Origin of the sequence: Pseudoduganella rhizocola, from assembly GCF_045984285.3 — a bacterium.
In the GTDB taxonomy this organism is placed as follows: Bacteria; Pseudomonadota; Gammaproteobacteria; order Burkholderiales; family Burkholderiaceae_D; genus Rugamonas.
Genome location: NZ_JBJQIK030000001.1, coordinates 436,337 through 454,424 on the forward strand (window position 1 = coordinate 436,337; position 18,088 = coordinate 454,424).

Consider the following 18,088-nt stretch of genomic DNA (forward strand, 5'->3'; position numbering starts at 1 on the left):
AGGGGAGTGTCATGAAATTTTCCGATCTCAAGATTGGCATCAGGCTGGCGCTGCTGGGAGCATTCTTTTTGTTGGCCGTGCTGATGGTCGGCCACCAGGGCTGGAGCGCGCTGAAGTTCATCAAGGAGCGCAATGAGGCGGGCATGGAGCGTTCCGCCACCTTGACGATGGCGGTGGATGCGGCACGCAGTTCGCAGGTCGAATTCAAGATCCAGGTGCAGGAGTGGAAGAACATCCTGCTGCGCGGCGGCGATCCGGCCTTGCTGGCGCGGTATACCGAGGCCTTCCAGAAAAGCGGCGCGAAAACGCAGCAGGAACTGCAGCAGCTGCGCACCCTGATGGAGCGCCTGAAGCTGCAGACCGCGCAGGTGGACCAGGCGCTGCGCATGCACGAGGAACTGGGGCGCAACTATCTGCAGGCGCTCAGACAATACGATTCCGCGAATCCGGACAGTGCGAAAACAGTCGACGGCCTGGTGAAGGGCATGGACCGTGCGCCTACCAAGCAGATCGACGATATCGTCAGCTATATCGGCGAGCAGTCGCGCAAGCTCATGGTGGAAGTACGCGAAGATAACGAAGCGGCCAACCGCAGCGCCACGATTTCGCTGGGCATCATGCTGGCGGCGACGCTGTTGCTGGGATCTGCCATCGTGGTGTGGCTGGTGCGCGGCATCACGGGGCCGCTGACGCAGGCAATCGGCATTGCGAAGACCGTGGCATCGGGCGATTTGCGCTGCAATGTGGACGTGCGCTCAAAGGACGAAGTCGGCGAGCTGCTGACGGCGCTCAAGCAGATGAGCGACAACCTGTCCAGCATCGTGGGCCGCGTGCGCAGCGGCACGCACCAGATTGCGGGCGCTTCGACGGAAATCGCCAGCGGAAATATGGACCTGTCGTCGCGCACGGAGGAGCAGGCAAGCTCGCTGGAGGAAACCGCATCGTCAATGGTGGAGCTCACCAGCACTGTGCGCCACAACAGCGATAACGCCCATGAAGCGAGCCGGCTGGCGGGCGCCGCGTCCCAGGTGGCGTCGCGCGGCGGCGTTGCCGTGTCCGAGATGGTGCGGACCATGGAAGCCATCAACGACTCATCGCACAAGATTTCCGACATCATCGGCGTGATCGACGGCATCGCCTTCCAGACCAATATCCTGGCCCTGAATGCGGCGGTCGAAGCAGCGCGGGCCGGCGAGCAGGGACGGGGCTTTGCCGTGGTGGCGAGCGAAGTGCGCAACCTCGCCCACCGCTCGGCAGCCGCCGCAAAGGAAATCAAGGAACTGATCGGGGTCTCCGTCCAGCGTGTGGAAACCGGCACGCGGCTGGTGGGACAGGCTGGCGTGACGATGGACGAGGTAGTAAGCAGCGTGCAGCAGGTGACGGCCATCGTCGGCGAGATTGCGACCGCGACCAGCGAGCAGCAGGAAGGCATCGAGCAAATCAGCACGGCGATCAGCCAGATGGATTCCGTGACCCAGCAGAATGCCGCGCTGGTGGAACAGGCCGCCGCCGCGGCGGACGCGCTGCAGCAGCAGGCAAGGGCGCTGGCCGAGGCGGTATCGATCTTCAAGCTGCACGAAGACCAGCATGAGCCGCGCATGGCGGCGCGGCACCGTCCCGCGCTCGCCGCCTAGGCCTGCGCCAATGCCGGGCGGCGCGCCGCAAAGGCGCCGTCGCCCAGCATGGCGTGCACCAGCGACATCAGCATCAGGAAGAGGGGATATTCCCAGCCGCCGCCGGTGGCGGTGAATACCCAGCCGTTCCCGGCATGCACAAACAGCGCGCCCGCCAGTACCGGCAGCAGCAGCAATGACGCCAGCCGCCCGTGGAAACCGGCCAGCAGCGCCGCGCCGCCTGCCAGTTCGGCTGCCGCCACGGGGTAAGCCAGCCATCCAGGCAGCCCTTGCGACGCAAAGAACTGCGCCGTTCCCGCCAGCGTAAACACCATTATCTTCAACAGCGCGTGGGCGATCCACATCGTGCCCAGGCTTATGCGCAGCAGCGCGGCCGCCAGCTCCTGCCGGCCGTTGACCATCTTTTGCATGATTCGATCCTTTAAAAATCGTTGCATTTGCAACTAAATCGCATTCTAGTTGCAGATCATTGCAATTGCAACTAAAATTTGATGATGAAAAAAAGTGCTGAAGCTGAATCGTCCTGGCCCCAGTTCCTCACGGCGCATGCGCTGCTGACGGAGAAGATCGAGCAAAGGCTGTCCGGGGCGGGCCTGCCGCCGCTGGGCTGGTATGACGTGCTGTGGGCGCTGGAGCGCGCGGAAGGCCACAGGCTGCGCATGCACGAGCTGGCGCACTACGTGGTGCTCACCCGCAGCAACCTCACGCGCCTGGCGGACCGCCTGATGGCGGCCGGGCTGCTGGTGCGCGAGCCCGATCCAAGCGACCGGCGCGGCGCCTTTGCCGTGCTGACGGCCGAGGGAAAGGCGCTGCGCAAAAAAATGTGGCCGCTCTATTCGGCGGCCATCGGGGAGCTGTACGACGCACAGCTTTCGGGAGAGGAGCAGCGCGTGCTGGGCAGCGCGCTGCGCAAGCTTATTGCTTCGGCGCGTTCTTAGGGAAGAACCATGCCAGCGGCAGTTTCACGCGGCTGGCCCAGGCCTGCTCGTTGTGGATGCCGCCGACGTCCTCGTGATAGTACAGATCCTTGCCTTCGCGGTAGCCTTGCCTCAGTATCGCATCGCGGAAGGCCTGCGTATCTTCCACGCCGTCGTAGCCGGTGCCGGCATCGATGTAGAGCTGCACCGGCAGGTGCGGCGGCGGATTCAGCACAAAGCTGCGCTGGTTCCACCAGAAGGAACTGGATACGCCGCCCGCCTTGGAGAACACCTGCGGATAGCGCTGCGCAATGTAGACCGAAGCGATGCCGCCCAGCGATGAGCCCATGATGGCGGTGTGCTCGCGGCCGGGCAGGGTGCGGTACTGCTTGTCCGCCCATGGCTTCACGGTATCCACGATAAAGCGCGCGTAGTCATCCAGCTTGCCGCCCCCGATGTAGAGATCGCAGCAGGGCGTGTATTCGTTCATGCGGTCCGGCGTGTTGTCGATGCCGACCACAATCGCTTCCTGCATCTCGCCATTGCGGATCAGGCGGTCCATCACCTCGTCGATATTCCACTCCGTGCCGTAGGCGGCGCTCTTCGCGTCGAACAGGTTCTGGCCGTCGTGCATGTAGAGCACCGGATAGCGTTTGGCCGGATTGGCCGCATAGCCTGGCGGCAGGTAGACGCGCAGCTTGCGCTCATTATTCAGCTGCGGCGACTTGAAGCCGTCAATGATTTCGACCCTGCCGTTCTGCGGCGCCGCAGCCGGCACTGCCGCCAGCGGCATCAGGCGGTAGCCCTGCAGGGTGAAGTCGTTGCGCGGGCCGGACACGCCGCCCGCATCCTTGTAGCTTGCGTTCGCCTTCAGGTAGCTCATGTTGGTGAAGTCGCTGAGCTCCAGCGTGTAGCGGCCCGGTTTGAGCTCCGCATACAGCGGCGTGGACCAGGAGGGCTGCTTTGCGTCGGCAGGGGAGTGCGGCATCTGCACCACGCCTTCGGCCGCCACGGCGCCCGCTGCGTCGCGCACGCGCAGCCATTTCACGCCGTTGGTGATGCCGAGGTTGACCTGGTGCGCGGTGTTGCGGTACTGCGTCTGCACCGCGTAGCGTCCGGCCTGCGCCACCTGGACGCTGGCCGGCGCCGCAGCATCCGGGGCGGCAACGGCGATGCCGGCGTCGATGCAGGCCGGCGCGCTGTGGTGGCTGCGGTTGCCGGAGTCGGTGAACACCGCTTCCACCGCATAGCAGGCGTTGCGCAAGCCTGCCGCGCCGCGGTCTGTCCAGCTCTTTGCCGGCAGACGTTCCGCCACCAGCTTGCCGTCGCGGTAGATGTTGAACGCCACCAGCCCGCGGCCTGGCAGTGCAGGTTTGGCCGTGGCCAGGGTATCGGTGCTGGCGATCTGCAGCACGGCGCCCTGGGCGCTGCGTTTCAGCGATGCGATGGACGGCTCGTGCGGTGCAAACACGGCGCTGTCCTGTTCCAGCACGGGGGCGGTGGCGCGCGCGATTTCCTGGCGGCCGGGCAGCAGCGGGCCGAGTTTCACCTCGATCTGGCTGTCGGCTTCAATCTCGCTCCACTTGGCCGGCATATTGATTGGCTTGCCGTTCTGGGTTACGCCCATGACGGCAAAATGGCCCGGCTTGTTTTCCGCGGCGGGCAGCAGCACCTTGACCTGGATGCGCTTGCCCTGCAGCGCAAGGCCGCTCAGCGTGATGGCGTCGCTGCCGTTAAATACCATGCCGCGCAGTTTGGCCGTGATGAAGGGGCGCACATTGATGCCCTCATCGGTGGTGGAAACGCCGAACACCCCGCCGACGATGGCGCCGAGATAGCCGCCCACAGACCACAGCTGGCGGCGCGAGTTCACCACCGGCCCGTTCAGTTCCGCCTTGCCCGGATGTTCCAGCATGGTCTGGCCGGACAGCCATTCCAGGTTCTCCATATTCGACACGCTGACGGCTGCGCCGCGCAACAGCGTTTCATAGGCGGCATCCGCCACCAGCACGTTGTTGTGCATGATGGCCGCCTTCAGGCCGTAGGCGGTGACGAAAGGCCAGATCGCACGGTTGTGATAGACCGGCATATCCTGCTGCTGCGGCCAGATGACGGGCGCGCCCATTGGTCCATGTGGATAGTGCGCGAGAATGCTGCGTGCCTGCTCCGCATCCGCCACGCCGGTGACAATGGCCAGCGACTGGCCCAGCCAGTCGAACTTGTGCAGCGGCGCACCGTCGAAGTGGCCGGCCGTAACGCTGCTGTACATGCCTGCATCCTTGAGCCAGAAGCGCGCGTTGATGGCCAGCTTGAGCTGCAGGGCCCAGGCGCTGTAGCGCTCCGCCTTTGCCGCATCGCCCTGCTCCTGCGCCAGCTGCGCCGCCAGCGTCAGCGCCTTGTAGTGGCCGACGTTGGTGGACAGGGCCTTCGATGAGGCCATGCTGGATAAGTCGCCAGGAATCCAGGCGGCATAGGACTGGTCGCGCCAGTCGAGGAAGGATTCTTCGCCGTTATACAGGCCGGCGGCGGCGTCGAAGGCCGCAAGGCGGTCGTTCTCGATGGTGTTGCTGAGCGCCTTCAGCGCGGTGATGGCGAAGGCCGCGCGTTCGGCCGCAGGCAGCGCCTTCAGGGCTTCTTCCGCGCCGAACGCCCAGCTCACACGGTCCGTGCTGACCGGCCAGCTCCCGCCGCTGCCCGTGTCCTGGATGATTTGCAGGCCGTCGTCGCTGCCGCCCGCCTGCGCTGGCTTCTTCACGCCATCGCGGTAGCCGGAGAGCTTGAACAGCAGCGAATTGCGCACGCGCTGCGGATCCAGCATGCCGAGGCCGAGGTTCGCGGCATAGGACAGGTCGCGCGTCCACACATAGTTCCACCTTTCGCCGGTTTCGAAGCATTCGCAGGGAATCGCCTCGCCGCCGTTATAGCTGCCGTCGCGGATGGCGGAGACCGAATCCAGCTTCATCTCCTCGCCCGCCAGCGCGAACAAGGCGTCGAACGCCAGGTTCCCGCTGCGCACGCGGGGCAGGTCGGCGCGTTCGGTGTACTGCACCGACTGCCTGTCGCCTTCGCGCAGCTTCATGGTGGTGGAATGCGTGTAGGTACGCAGCGGCGCGGCGGCATCCGGCGATGCGAATTTGACCGTCTCCTGTTTGCCGAATGCGCCGAACTGCGGCGCGAATTCGGCCGCGTGCGCGGCGCCGGACAGCAGGCCGGCCATCAGCATCAGTTTCGTCAGTTGATTCATTGAAGCTCCAGAATGAGGGCGCTGCGCGCAGGCAGCGTGATCTTGTCTTGCAGCGTGAAGCGCCGGCCGGTAACAACGTCCTGCCCGCTGCTGACGCCTGCCAGCATTTCACGGAAACGGCCGGTAGCCAGCGTCACATCCTTGCTGTTCCTGTTCAGCGCGACCATGACCTTCTTCGTGTCGTCGTAACGGAAGAAGACATAGCTGTCCTGCTCCGGCCCGTAATGCATGGTTTTGCCGTGATGGATAACGCCGGCGCCCTTGCGCCAGTTCATCAGCTTCTTCAGGAAAGCCTGCGCTTCGCGCTGCTGCGCGTCCAGACCTTCGCCGGTAAAGGCATTCACCTTGTCGCCGGCCCAGCCGCCGGGAAAGTCCTGGCGGTAGGAAGGGTCGTCGCGGCCCCTGGTGGTGCTGGTCATCAGCACTTCGCTGCCGTAGTAGAGCTGTGGAATGCGCGGTGCGGTCAGCACGTAGCTCATCGCAATGCGGAACAGGGCCGGATCGCTGTTGACCACACTGTAGATGCGCGACAGGTCGTGGTTCCCTTCGAACAGCACCAGGTTGCCGGGATCGGGATACAGGTAGTCGAAGGACAGCGCCTCATACAGGTCCTTGAAGCTGTGCGTGCCGTCCGTATCGGAGAGTGCCCTGCGCAGCGCGTCGTTCAGCGGGAAGTCCATCATGCTCGGCACATACGATGTGTAGCCGTCGAAATTCTGCTTGCCGCGCTGCCAGTGCGCGACCACCGGCGCGTGAACGCTCCATTCTTCGCCCACCAGGTTCAGGTTCGGATACTCCTGCATTACGCGGCGCGACCATTCGGTGAGGAAGGCATTGTTCGAATAGCCGTAGGTATCGATGCGCAGGCCGGAGAGGCCCGCATATTCGATCCACCAGATCGTGTTCTGGATCAGGTAGTTCGCCACATAGGGATTGGCCTGGTTCATATCCGGCATGCCCTTGCTGAACCAGCCTTCGGTGAAGTTGCGCGCGTCCTCCTTGCTGGCGTAAGGATCCTGCACGGCGTTGCGGTGATGCTCTGTTATTACCGGCTTGCCTTCGTAGCTGATCCAGTCCGGCATCGGCATGTCCTGCATCCACCAGTGCTTGCTGCCGATATGGTTCAGCACCACGTCCTGGATCACGCCGATGCCCTTGCCGCGCGCCTGGGACACGAAATTGCGGTAGTCCTCATTGCTGCCGTAGCGCTCATCGATGCGGTAGTGGTTGGTGGCTGCATAGCCGTGGTAGGAATAGGCCGGCATATCGTTTTCCACCAGCGGCGTAGGCCACACCTGGGTGTAGCCCATATCCGCCAGGTAGCCGAGGGCCTGCGTCATGCCGCGCAGGTCGCCGCCGTGGCGCCCGGAGCCGTTCTTGCGGTCGTACTTGTCCGCCATGCGCGCAATGCTGTCGTTGGACGGATCGCCGTTCGCGAAGCGGTCCGGCATCAGGTTGTAGATCACGTCCTGCGGACCGAAGCCCTTGCGCTGGGCGGAACCGGCCTCGCGCTGCAGCAGGCGGTAACGGTAGGAGGCCGCCTTCCTGCCGTCGCGCGTAAAGCTGATCTCGAATTCGCCGGCCGCTGCGGTATCGGACAGCACCAGGTCGACGAACAGGTAATTGGGGTTGGCCACACGCGACACCGCCTCGATGCGCACGCCGGGATAGGCCAGCGCTGGCTGCAGCTCGGCGATGCGAGGGCCGTGCACCATCAGCTGCAGCTTCTTGTGCGCCATGCCGCTCCACCAGAAGGCCGGCTCCATATGCTCGATGCGGTAGGCGCCCGCCTGTGCGGCAGGCGCAAGGGCGGCAGCAGCCAGCAGCGCGAGAGCGATGCGTTTCATGCTTGTCTCCTTTTTCTATTAGTAGCGGGACTACAAATTTATGCTTCGGCAGGAATAGTACACCAGAGCACAGGGCGATGGCTGTAGTTCGACTACAGGCGCTTCAAACTGGTTGTGTAGCCTAAATACAACGTGGCAGCCGTTCTCACAGAGGGAAGCCCTGAGAAACCACGTAGTTTCCCGTAGTCCGGCCGAAGTTTAATTGACACCAAATCTAGTTTTAGTACAAAATTGCCATACGACGTCTACAAGAACGTCCGCAATTCCTTGGATTCCCGTGTAGTTGAACTAGGCGATGTTGTTGCTGCACTACGGGAAAATTGTTTAATGAGTGAGGGGACTTTAATGACTAATTCCGCGTCCGCGCGCAGCACGCGCACGGCCCTGCAACTGAGCCCGGTAGCCGCTGGCTGCGCTCTGTTCGTTGCAGCACTGGCTGCTCCTGCCTATGCACAGGCACAATCCACCCCGGCCGCAGATGCGCCGGTTGCCACCGTTACCGTGTCCGGCATCCGCCGCGGTATTGAAGACGCGATCTCGGTCAAGAAAGACTCCACCTCCATCGTCGAAGCGATTTCCGCTGAAGACATCGGCAAGCTGCCGGATGTGAGTATCGCTGAATCGATCGCCCGCCTGCCCGGCCTGGCCGCCCAGCGCGTTGCCGGCCGTGCCCAGTCAATCTCCGTGCGCGGCCTGTCGCCGGACTTCTCGACCACGCTGCTGAACGGCCGCGAACAAGTGTCGACCGGCGACAACCGCTCCGTCGAATTCGACCAGTACCCGTCCGAGCTGCTGAGCGGCGTGACGATTTACAAAACCCCTGATGCCGGCCTGATCGGCCAGGGCCTGTCCGGTACCCTGGACCTGCAGACCGTGCGTCCGCTGAACTTCAGCAAGCGCACCGTGGCGATGAATGTGCGCGGCGAGAAGAACTCGCTGGGCAAGATGGCGAACACCGACGACACCGGCAACCGTTTCAGCATCAGCTACATCGACCAGTTCCTGAACCGTACCCTGGGCGTGGCCATCGGCTTCGCGCACCTGGAATCGCCAGTGCTGGCGCAGGAAACCGGTATCTACGAACCATGGAAAACCGAAGGCCGCCCAGGCGTGCCTGCCGGTACCACCGTCACCGACGGTATCAAGGCGCTGTCCCGTACCGGCTACAACCGCCGCGATGGCCTGATGGGCGTGGTGCAGTATCGTCCGAACAAGCAGTGGACCAGCATGATCGACATGTATGCGTCGATCTTCAAGCACCAGGACACGGCGAACCAGTTCGAGATCAACCTCGGCGGCTGGAACGGCGGCATCGATCCTGCCGTCGCGTTCACCAACGTCACCAAGAACGGCAATGCCATCAGCACCGCTGTGGCGAACAACGTGTACCCGCTGGTGCGTGGCATGTTCACCGACCGCCGCGACGATATCCGCGCCGTCGGCTGGAACAACGAAGTGCGCCTGGATGGCATGACCCTGGTGGCCGATGTCTCCTACTCCCGCGCCAAGCGCGATGAACTGAGCCTGGAAAACAACCTGCAGCTCGGCGCCACCAACAGCGCAGCTTCGCTGGACAATATCAACCTGGCCTTCAATACCGGCGCCTTCCCGACTATGTCGCCGACCCGCCGCACCTACAGCGATCCTTCGCAGCTGTACCTGAAGGGCACCATCTACGGTTCGGGCTACGGCAAAACCCCGTACGTGGAGGATGAGCTGAAGAGCTTCAAGCTGGCCGCCAACTTCGCTGCTACCGGCGCGCTGGAGAAATGGTTCTCCGGCTTCGACGTGGGCGTGAACTACGCCGACCGCGAGAAGGCCAAGGACCAGCCGGAAGGCAACATCAACATGATCGGCAACCCGACCGCGATCGGCAGCCAGTACCTGTACTCGCCAGTGAACCTGGGCTTTGCAGGCATCGGCACCATCCCGGCATGGAATGTGCCGGCCGTGGTCGGCAACTACATGTCCTTCAAGCCTACCTCCACCGAGAGCTACCTGATCTCGAAGAGCTGGCTGGTGTCCGAAAAGATCACCACCGCTTTCGTGAAGGCGAACATCGATCATGACTTCGGCGACGTGACCATGCGCGGTAACTTCGGCGTGCAGGCGCAGCACACCAAGCAGTTCTCCGATGCGAACTACTGGGACGGCACCGCGGCTGTTGGCCAGCAGGTCAAGCCTGTCCACGACGGCAAGTCCTACACCGACTACCTGCCAAGCCTGAACCTGGCCTTCGGCCTGGCGAACGAAAACACCGTCCGCATGGCGCTGGCCAAGCAGATCGCCCGTCCACGTATCGACCAGCTGCGTTCCGCACTGGACTTCGGCGTGAGCGACGTGACCTTCGACCCGGGTGCAAGCGGCGGTAACGCACGCCTGGATCCATGGCGCGCCAAGGCATTCGACCTGTCGTGGGAAAAATACTTCGGCAAGAAGGCATACGTAGCGGCAGCATTCTTCTACAAGAAGCTGGACACCTACATCTTCACGCAGACGAACACCTACGACTTCTCGAAGTTCATCCCTGGCACCAAGGCCGATACGCCGTTCGGCAACTACACTGCGCCGTACAATGGCAATGGCGGCACCATGAAGGGCGTCGAGCTGTCGGCTTCGCTGCCGCTGAACATGTTCACGCCAGTGCTGGACGGCTTCGGTATCCTGGGTTCGGCGAGCTATAACGATTCCGCCATCACGATCGAAGATCCAAGCGCCAGCATCGGCAAGGCGATTCCGCTGCCAGGCCTGTCCAAGCACGTGTACAACTTCACCGTGTACTACGAAAAGAACGGCTTCGAAACCCGTATTTCGCAGCGCAAGCGTTCGGACTTCGTGGGTGAGATCGGCAACTTCGCGGCAGAACGCAGCCTGCGTTACGTCGTCGGCGAAAACGTGATCGACTTCCAGATCGGTTACAACTTCAACGACGGCCCGCTGAAAGGCCTGGGCCTGGTGCTGCAGGCGAACAACCTGCGCAACGCCGCCTACGAAACCTACAACGGCAACCGCAACCAGCAGCTGGAATACCAGAAGTACGGCCGCACCATCCTGCTGGGCGCAAGCTACAAGTTCTGATTTTCGGAACGTATGCAACAATCGAAAACCCGTCGCGCAAGCGGCGGGTTTTTTTCCATCCATTCTTCATTTCCGAGACCGATGCAACGCATACCGTTTGCCCTTGCCGCGCTGGCCGCGCTGCTGGCCGCCACCTCCGCTGCGCATGCGCAGAATGCCGATCGCCAGTTCCAGGGCTTCGCCGCGCGCGGCAATGCACTTGAAATTGCGACGAACGACGGCCGCTACCTGATCAAGCCCTATTCGGCCACCGTGGTCGAAACCACCTTCGTGCCGAAGGGCGAGCAGTTCGATCCCGCCTCGCATGCGGTGATCCTGGCGCCATCGGCCACCGTCACGCTGCGCGAAGCGGCGGACCATATCGAATACGCCACCTCCGGCATCGCCGTCACGGTGCAGAAGAAGCCTTTTCGCATCAGCTACGCCTACAAGGGCCAGCCGCTGGTCGCTGAAAAGCTCGGCTATGTGAAGCGCGGCGAACTCGAAACCATCCAGTTCTCGCTGGACGACAGCGAAGCGCTGTATGGCGCCGGCGCCCGCGCCGTGGGCATGAACCGGCGCGGCAACCGCTTCCAGCTGTATAACAAGGCGCACTACGGCTATGGCAACCGTTCGGAACTGCTGAACTTCACGATCCCGATGGCGCTGTCGTCGAAAAAATACGCCATCCACTTCGACAATCCGCAGATCGGCTACCTGGACTTCGACAGCCGGAAAGACGGTACGCTGAGCTACGAAACCATCGGCGGCCGCAAGACCTACCAGGTCATCGCTGGCGACGGCTGGCAGGACGTGATGGCCGGCTATACCAGCCTGACCGGCCGCCAGCCGCTGCCGCCGCGCTGGACCTTCGGTAACTTCGCCAGCCGCTTCGGCTACCACAGCGAAGCTGAAACGCGCGCGGTGGTGGACAAATTCATCGAAGAGAAAATTCCGCTGGATGCCGTGGTACTGGACCTCTACTGGTTCGGCAAGGAAGTGAAGGGCACCATGGGCAACCTGGCCTGGGACAGGGAGAGCTTCCCGAACCCGGAAGGCATGATGGCCGACCTGGCAAGGAAGGGCGTGAAGACGGTGGTCATCACCGAGCCCTTCGTGCTTACGACCTCGAAGCGCTGGCAGGAAGCCGTCGACCGCAAGGTGCTGGCGACGACGAAGGATGGCAAACCTTATACCTACGATTTCTTCTTCGGGAACACGGGCCTGATCGACCTGTACAGCCAGCAGGGCAAGGACTGGTTCTGGAATATCTACAAAGACCTGAAGAAAGGCGGCGTGGCCGGCTGGTGGGGCGACCTGGGCGAGCCGGAAGTGCATCCCTCCGCACTGCAGCACGCAACGGGATCCGCCGACCAGCTGCACAATGTGTATGGCCATGACTGGGCGCGCCTGATCGCGGAAGGCTACCAGCGCGACTTCCCGAACCAGCGTCCTTTCATCCTGATGCGCGCGGGCTATTCCGGTTCGCAGCGCTTCGGCATGATTCCATGGTCCGGCGACGTGGGCCGCAGCTGGGGCGGACTGCAGTCGCAGATGGAGATCGCGCTGCAGATGGGCATGCAGGGTTTGGGCTATATGCACTCCGACCTGGGCGGCTTCGCCAACGCGGTGCTGGATGACGAACTCTATGTGCGCTGGCTGCAGTACGGCGTGTTCCAGCCGGTATTCCGTCCGCACGCGCAGGAGGAAGTGGCGCCGGAGCCCGTGTTCCGCGACGAGGCCGCGAAGAAGCTGGCCGCGGAAGCGATCCGCCTGCGCTACGCCATGCTGCCCTATAACTACACCACAGCCTTCGAGAACAGCCGCACCGGCATGCCGCTGATGCGTCCCATGCTGTTCGAGGAGCCGGAGAGCGGTGATGCGGCCGCCATGTCCTCCACCTACCTGTGGGGCCATGATTTCCTGGTGGCGCCCGTTGTGGAGCCGGGCGCCACGCGCAAGGAAGTCTACTTCCCGAACAAGGGCAGCGTGTGGTTCGACTTCTACAGCGACAAGCCGCACCGCGGCGGCATCACCGAAGCGCTGCAGGTGGTGAAGGAACATATTCCGGTATTTGTGCGCGCGGGCGCCTTCATTCCGCTGGCGAAGGTGGTGCAGAGCACGCGCGACTACTCCACCCGCCATATCGATCTGCACTACTACCACGACGCGAGCGTGGGCGCATCATCCGGCAAGCTGTATGACGACGACGGTGAAACGGCGCAGGCCTGGGAGCAGGGCAAGTATGAAATGGCCCATTTCAGCAGCGCCATTGCCGGTGGCGAGCTGACGCTGAAACTGCGCAGCGAATCCGGCAAGGCATGGAAGGCGCAGCCGCGCAGCTATGCGCTGCAGGTGCATAACGTGGCTGCCCGGCCCAAGCGGGTTATGCTGGACGGGCGCGCTGTCCAGCCAAAATGGGACGCGAAGCGCAAAGTGCTGGTGCTGGACATCCCGCCGCAGGCCGGTGGCGAACGCAGCGTCGCCATCACGCTGTAAGTCCTGTAGTCGGTGGCGCAAAAACCTGTTGTTTGACTACAGCGATCTGCGCCATCCCTATGGGAATACGCATTTGCGTAATTGACAGGCACTTATGTGCATGTTATTTTGCTACAAATTCACCTGCGCGCATTCGCCGCTGCAGATAACGGGGACACGCTAGATGCACTCTTCATCCATCAAGCCAAGGCTGTCGTTCTGGCAGCTCTGGAACATGAGCTTTGGTTTCTTCGGCATTCAGTTCGGCTTCGCGCTGCAGAATGCGAACACCAGCCGCATTTTTTCCACGCTTGGCGCCAATCCCGATGAACTGCCCCTGCTGTGGCTCGCCGCGCCTGTGACGGGTTTGCTGGTGCAGCCGATTATCGGCTACCTGAGCGACAACACCTGGCACGCGAAGTGGGGGCGCCGCCGTCCCTTCTTCTTCCTCGGCGCCCTGCTGGCATCGATCGCGCTGTTCCTGATGCCGAATTCCTCGGCGCTATGGATGGCCGCCGCCGTCCTGTGGATGATGGATGCAGCGATCAATATCTCGATGGAGCCTTTCCGTGCCTTCGTCGGCGACAAGCTCGATCCCTCGCAGCAGACTGCGGGCTTCGCGATGCAGACATTCTTCATCGGTTGCGGCGCGGTGATTGCATCGCTGCTGCCCACCTTCTTCGCCGATGTGCTCAATGTGAGCAATGTGGCGGCGAACGGCGGCATTCCCGACACCGTGCGCTACTCCTTCTACGCAGGCGGCGCCGTGTTCTTCATTTCCGTGCTGTGGACCGTGCTGACCAGCACTGAGGCGCCGCCGGAAAACCTCGAACAGTTCCGCGCCGAGCGCGCCGCGTCGCGCGGCCTGGGCGCGGCGCTGAAGGATATCTTCGGCGGCTTCCGCCGCATGCCGAAGACGATGGCGCAGCTGGCCTTCGTGCAGTTCTTCACCTGGATCGCGCTGTTCGCGATGTGGATCTACACCACCAATGCGGTGGCGGACAATGTATTCGGCACCACGGACGCGCAATCGTCCGCTTTCCAGGAAGCGGGCAACTGGGTCGGCACCATGTTCGCCGTGTATAACGGCGTATCCGCGCTGGCTGCCTTCATTCTGCCGGTCTTCGCGCGCGCCACCAGCCGCAAGATGGTGCATACGGTCTGCCTCATCATCGGTGGCCTCAGCCTGATCAGCGTGTTCATGATTACCGACAAGCAGATGCTGCTCCTGCCGATGATCGGTGTGGGCATTGCGTGGGCCAGCATCCTGACCATGCCGTATGCCATCCTGGCGGGCGCGCTGCCGGCGCACCGCATGGGCTACTACATGGGCGTGTTCAACTTCTTCGTCGTGATTCCCCAGATCGTCAGCGGCATCGTGCTGGGCTTCTTCATCAAGCATTTCTTCAACGGTCATGCCGCCAGTACGCTGGCGCTGGGCGGTATTTCGATGGCGCTGGCAGGCGTGCTCACGCTGCTGGTCAAGGATTCGGCGAAACCGGCCGGCTAAGCGCGCGCCGCCGCACGATTGTTCGGGGTAAAAAGGCGGTTGCGCCGGCGCTCAACAGGCGTCGGCAACGACCACCCACTCGGAGCGAACATGGCCATCCAAACGGTAGCAAGCACCCCGGTGCCCGGACAGCGTCCCGGCACCTCCGGACTACGGAAGAAAGTGACCGTCTTCCGCCAGCCCCATTACCTCGAAAACTTTGTACAGAGCCTGTTTGACACGCTCGGCGACCTCACGGGCAAAACCCTGGTGCTCGGCGGCGACGGGCGCTATCACAACCGCAGCGCCGTGCAGACCATTCTCAAGATGGCGGCGGCCAACGGCGTGGCGCGCGTGCTGGTCGGACAGGGCGGCATCCTGTCTACGCCGGCTGCCAGCTGCGTGATCCGGAAGAGCGAAGCGCTGGGCGGCATCGTGCTCTCGGCCAGCCACAATCCCGGCGGGCCGGAGGGCGACTTCGGCATCAAGTACAACATTTCCAACGGCGGCCCGGCGCCGGAATCCATCACCGAAGCGGTGTATGCGCGCACCACGGCGATTACGGCCTACCGCATCAGCGATGCGGCGGAGGTGGACATCGACCGTATCGGCAGCGCGCAGCTGGAGCAGATGCAGATTGAAGTGATCGACCCGGTGGCCGACTACGCGGAGCTGATGCAGCGCCTGTTCGATTTCGACGCAATCCGCAAACTGTTCGCCGGCGGCTTCACCATGCGCTTCGACGCCATGAGCGCCGTCTCCGGCCCCTATGCGAAGACCATCCTCGAAGGCATGCTTGGAGCGCCCGCCGGCACGGTAATCAATGCCGTACCGCTGGAGGATTTCGGCGGCCATCACCCCGACCCGAACCCGGTCAACGCAGCGGAGCTGATCGCCTTGATGGCCAGCCCCACGGCGCCGGACTTCGGCGCCGCATCGGACGGCGACGCCGACCGCAATATGATCGTCGGCCGCAAATTCGACGTCACACCGTCGGACAGCCTGGCGGTGCTGGCCGCGAATGCGGCCGTGGCTCCCGGCTACCGCGGCGGCATCAAGGGCATCGCGCGCTCGATGCCCACTTCGCGCGCCGCCGACCGCGTGGCCGAAGCGCTGGGCGTGCCGTGCTACGAAACGCCAACCGGCTGGAAGTACTTCGGCACCTTGCTCGACGCGGAAAAGGCCACGCTGTGCGGCGAAGAGAGCTACGGCACCGGCTCCAACCACGTGCGCGAGAAGGATGGCCTGTGGGCCGTACTGTTCTGGCTCAACCTGATTGCCGCCACCGGAAAATCAGTGCAGGAGATCGTCACGGAACACTGGTCGAAATACGGCCGTAACTACTACTCGCGCCACGATTACGAAGGCATCGACAGCGACGCCGCCAATGTACTGATGGACGACCTGCGCGTGAAGCTGGCGAACCTGGCAGGTCAGGAAATGAATCACTATACGGTGGACTATGCCGACGACTTCTCCTACACCGATCCGGTAGACGGCTCGCAGGCGCAGAAGCAGGGCATCCGCATCGTGATGACGGACGGCTCGCGCATCGTGTACCGCCTGTCCGGCACGGGCACCGAAGGCGCCACGCTGCGCGTCTACCTCGAACGCTACGAAGCGGACCCCGCGCTTCACAATATACCAACGCAGCAGGCACTGGCTGCGCTGATCGCCATTGCGGACAGCGTCGCCAATATCGCTGCCAATACCGGGCGGAGCAATCCCTCCGTCATCACCTGAAAGGAAACGGCCGCATGAAATTCACTCCCATTGCACTATCCCTTCTGCTGGCCGCCACGTGCGGCGCTGCCGTGGCAGCCAAGCCGAAACCCTTCGCATGGGAGAATGCGACCGTTTACTTCGTCCTCACCGACCGTTTCCACAACGGCGACAAAAGCAATGACCTCGCCTACGGCCGCAAGGCGGATGCGGCGCCGCTGCGCGGCTACATGGGCGGCGACCTGAAAGGCCTTACGGCCAAAGTCAGGGAAGGCTACTTCGACAGCCTGGGCGTGAACGCCATCTGGCTCACTCCGCCGGTCGAGCAGATTCACGCCGGAACGGATGAAGGCACGGGCAAATCCTACGGCTTCCACGGCTACTGGGCGCGCGACTGGACTGCGGTAGATGCCAACCTGGGAACCGAGAAGGACTTCAAGGACTTCGTGGAAGCGGCGCACGCGCGCGGCATCCGTGTGGTGCTGGATGTGGTGATGAACCATACAGGTCCGGTGACGGAAGCGGATCCGGTATGGCCCGCAGGCTGGGTTCGCACCGAACCGACGTGCCAGTACAAGGACGTGCCAACAACCGTGAGCTGCACGCTGGTGAAGAACCTGCCGGACGTGATGACGGGCAGCGACAAGCCGGTTGAACTGCCGGAAGCGCTGACCGCGAAATGGAAAACCGAAGGCCGTTACGAGCGCGAAGTGAAGGAGCTGGACGACTTCTTCGCCAAGACCGGCTATCCGCGTGCACCGCGCTACTACCTGATGAAATGGCACGCCGACTGGGTGCGCAAGTACGGCGTGGACGGCTTCCGCGGCGACACGGTCAAGCATACGGAGCCCGGCGTGTGGAAAGAGCTGCGCACCGTGGCCGTCGCCGCGCATGAAGAATGGAAGAAAGCCAATCCGAAGAAAGTGCTCGGCGACGGCAAGTTCTACATGGTGGCGGAGGTTTACAACTACGTGATCTCGCACGGCCAGGACTTCGACATGGGCGGCGGCGAGAAAGCGAACTTCTACCAGAACGGTTTCGATGCGCTGATCAACTTTGGCCTGATTCACGACGGCAAGGGCGACTACGAAAGCCTGTTCAGCAAATACTCCGCCGCGCTGGCCGGCCCGCTGAAGGGCTACTCGGTGCTGAACTACCTCGACTCGCACGATGACGGCAACCCCTTCGACGCCGCGCGCACCAAGCCTTTCGAAAGCGCCAACAAACTGCTGCTGGCGCCAGGGGCAGCCCAGATCTACTACGGCGACGAAACCGCACGCCGCCTGGACATAGCCGAAGCTGTCGGTGACGCGAAGCTGCGCTCCTACATGAACTGGGAAGAGCTGAAGCAGAACGCGCAGCGTGAAGGCTACAAGGTGGGCGCGGTGCGCCAGCACTGGAGCAAGCTCGGCCTGTTCCGCCAGGTCCACCTCGCGGTGGGAGCGGGCGCGCACGAAAAGCTGGCCGACAAGCCCTACACCTTCAAGCGCGTACTGGGTGAAGACAAGGTTGTAGTGGCCCTCGACGTACCAACCGGCCAGCCGGTCGACATCACGGTGAGCGGCGTGTTCCCCGACGGCACCCGCCTCAGGGACAGCTACACGGGCGCCAGCTACACCGTCCGCAAGGGCGCCGTCCGCACCAGCGGCAAAGCCTCCACCATCCTCCTGAGCAAGTAATTGCTTTAAAAATGGGGACAG

10 protein-coding genes are annotated in these 18,088 nt (G+C 63.0%); 7 read left to right on the forward strand and 3 right to left on the reverse strand.

Features of this window, described 5'->3' with window-relative positions; translation table 11 throughout:
* The first annotated feature begins 11 nt into the window (after positions 1 to 11).
* The gene (locus ACJRPG_RS02045; RefSeq protein ID WP_407998379.1) at positions 12 to 1,634 is read left to right on the forward strand and encodes a methyl-accepting chemotaxis protein; all 1,623 of its coding nucleotides are present in this window, start codon (positions 12 to 14) and stop codon (positions 1,632 to 1,634) included.
* Here ACJRPG_RS02045 and ACJRPG_RS02050 read toward each other — a convergent pair.
* Positions 1,631 to 2,044: a DoxX family protein gene (locus ACJRPG_RS02050; protein ID WP_407998380.1), complete on the reverse strand. Its 414-nt coding sequence runs from the start codon at positions 2,042 to 2,044 to the stop codon at positions 1,631 to 1,633. The genes ACJRPG_RS02045 and ACJRPG_RS02050 overlap by 4 nt on opposite strands.
* An 81-nt stretch (positions 2,045 to 2,125) precedes the next feature.
* On the opposite strand from ACJRPG_RS02050, the gene ACJRPG_RS02055 reads away from it, so the two are divergent.
* Complete coding sequence (locus ACJRPG_RS02055; RefSeq protein WP_407998381.1) at positions 2,126 to 2,572, forward strand: MarR family winged helix-turn-helix transcriptional regulator; 447 nt, start codon at positions 2,126 to 2,128, stop codon at positions 2,570 to 2,572.
* Here the strand turns inward: ACJRPG_RS02055 and ACJRPG_RS02060 are convergent.
* Positions 2,550 to 5,795, reverse strand: a complete 3,246-nt coding sequence (locus tag ACJRPG_RS02060; protein WP_407998382.1) for an alpha/beta hydrolase-fold protein — start codon at positions 5,793 to 5,795, stop codon at positions 2,550 to 2,552. The two genes, ACJRPG_RS02055 and ACJRPG_RS02060, sit on opposite strands and share 23 nt — an antisense overlap.
* Complete coding sequence (locus ACJRPG_RS02065; RefSeq protein WP_407998383.1) at positions 5,792 to 7,642, reverse strand: glycoside hydrolase family 13 protein; 1,851 nt, start codon at positions 7,640 to 7,642, stop codon at positions 5,792 to 5,794. Before ACJRPG_RS02065 ends, ACJRPG_RS02060 begins: the two co-directional genes overlap by 4 nt.
* A gap of 345 nt (positions 7,643 to 7,987) precedes the next feature.
* Between ACJRPG_RS02065 and ACJRPG_RS02070 the strand changes: the two genes are divergently transcribed.
* The 5 genes from ACJRPG_RS02070 (at position 7,988) to ACJRPG_RS02090 (ending at position 18,067) form a co-directional block, all read left to right on the forward strand.
* Positions 7,988 to 10,720, forward strand: coding sequence for a TonB-dependent receptor (locus ACJRPG_RS02070; protein WP_407998384.1), 2,733 nt, complete (start codon positions 7,988 to 7,990; stop codon positions 10,718 to 10,720).
* 81 nt (positions 10,721 to 10,801) lie between these two features.
* The gene (locus tag ACJRPG_RS02075) at positions 10,802 to 13,198 is read left to right on the forward strand and encodes a TIM-barrel domain-containing protein (protein ID WP_407998385.1); all 2,397 of its coding nucleotides are present in this window, start codon (positions 10,802 to 10,804) and stop codon (positions 13,196 to 13,198) included.
* 163 nt (positions 13,199 to 13,361) lie between these two features.
* Complete coding sequence (locus tag ACJRPG_RS02080; protein ID WP_407998386.1) at positions 13,362 to 14,687, forward strand: MFS transporter; 1,326 nt, start codon at positions 13,362 to 13,364, stop codon at positions 14,685 to 14,687.
* A 90-nt stretch (positions 14,688 to 14,777) separates the two neighbouring features.
* Complete coding sequence (locus ACJRPG_RS02085; RefSeq protein ID WP_407998387.1) at positions 14,778 to 16,409, forward strand: alpha-D-glucose phosphate-specific phosphoglucomutase; 1,632 nt, start codon at positions 14,778 to 14,780, stop codon at positions 16,407 to 16,409.
* A 14-nt stretch (positions 16,410 to 16,423) separates the two neighbouring features.
* Positions 16,424 to 18,067 (forward strand): alpha-amylase family glycosyl hydrolase, encoded by a 1,644-nt coding sequence (locus ACJRPG_RS02090; protein ID WP_407998388.1) that lies wholly within the window; start codon positions 16,424 to 16,426, stop codon positions 18,065 to 18,067.
* The last annotated feature ends 21 nt before the right edge of the window (positions 18,068 to 18,088 follow it).

Coding starts and splice junctions, on each gene's coding strand:
- ACJRPG_RS02045 (WP_407998379.1), top strand. CDS start 12: ATGAAATTTTCCGATCTCAAGATTGGCATCAGGCTGGCGCTGCTGGGA.
- ACJRPG_RS02050 (WP_407998380.1), bottom strand. CDS start 2,044: ATGCAAAAGATGGTCAACGGCCGGCAGGAGCTGGCGGCCGCGCTGCTG.
- ACJRPG_RS02055 (WP_407998381.1), top strand. CDS start 2,126: ATGATGAAAAAAAGTGCTGAAGCTGAATCGTCCTGGCCCCAGTTCCTC.
- ACJRPG_RS02060 (WP_407998382.1), bottom strand. CDS start 5,795: ATGAATCAACTGACGAAACTGATGCTGATGGCCGGCCTGCTGTCCGGC.
- ACJRPG_RS02065 (WP_407998383.1), bottom strand. CDS start 7,642: ATGAAACGCATCGCTCTCGCGCTGCTGGCTGCTGCCGCCCTTGCGCCT.
- ACJRPG_RS02070 (WP_407998384.1), top strand. CDS start 7,988: ATGACTAATTCCGCGTCCGCGCGCAGCACGCGCACGGCCCTGCAACTG.
- ACJRPG_RS02075 (WP_407998385.1), top strand. CDS start 10,802: ATGCAACGCATACCGTTTGCCCTTGCCGCGCTGGCCGCGCTGCTGGCC.
- ACJRPG_RS02080 (WP_407998386.1), top strand. CDS start 13,362: ATGCACTCTTCATCCATCAAGCCAAGGCTGTCGTTCTGGCAGCTCTGG.
- ACJRPG_RS02085 (WP_407998387.1), top strand. CDS start 14,778: ATGGCCATCCAAACGGTAGCAAGCACCCCGGTGCCCGGACAGCGTCCC.
- ACJRPG_RS02090 (WP_407998388.1), top strand. CDS start 16,424: ATGAAATTCACTCCCATTGCACTATCCCTTCTGCTGGCCGCCACGTGC.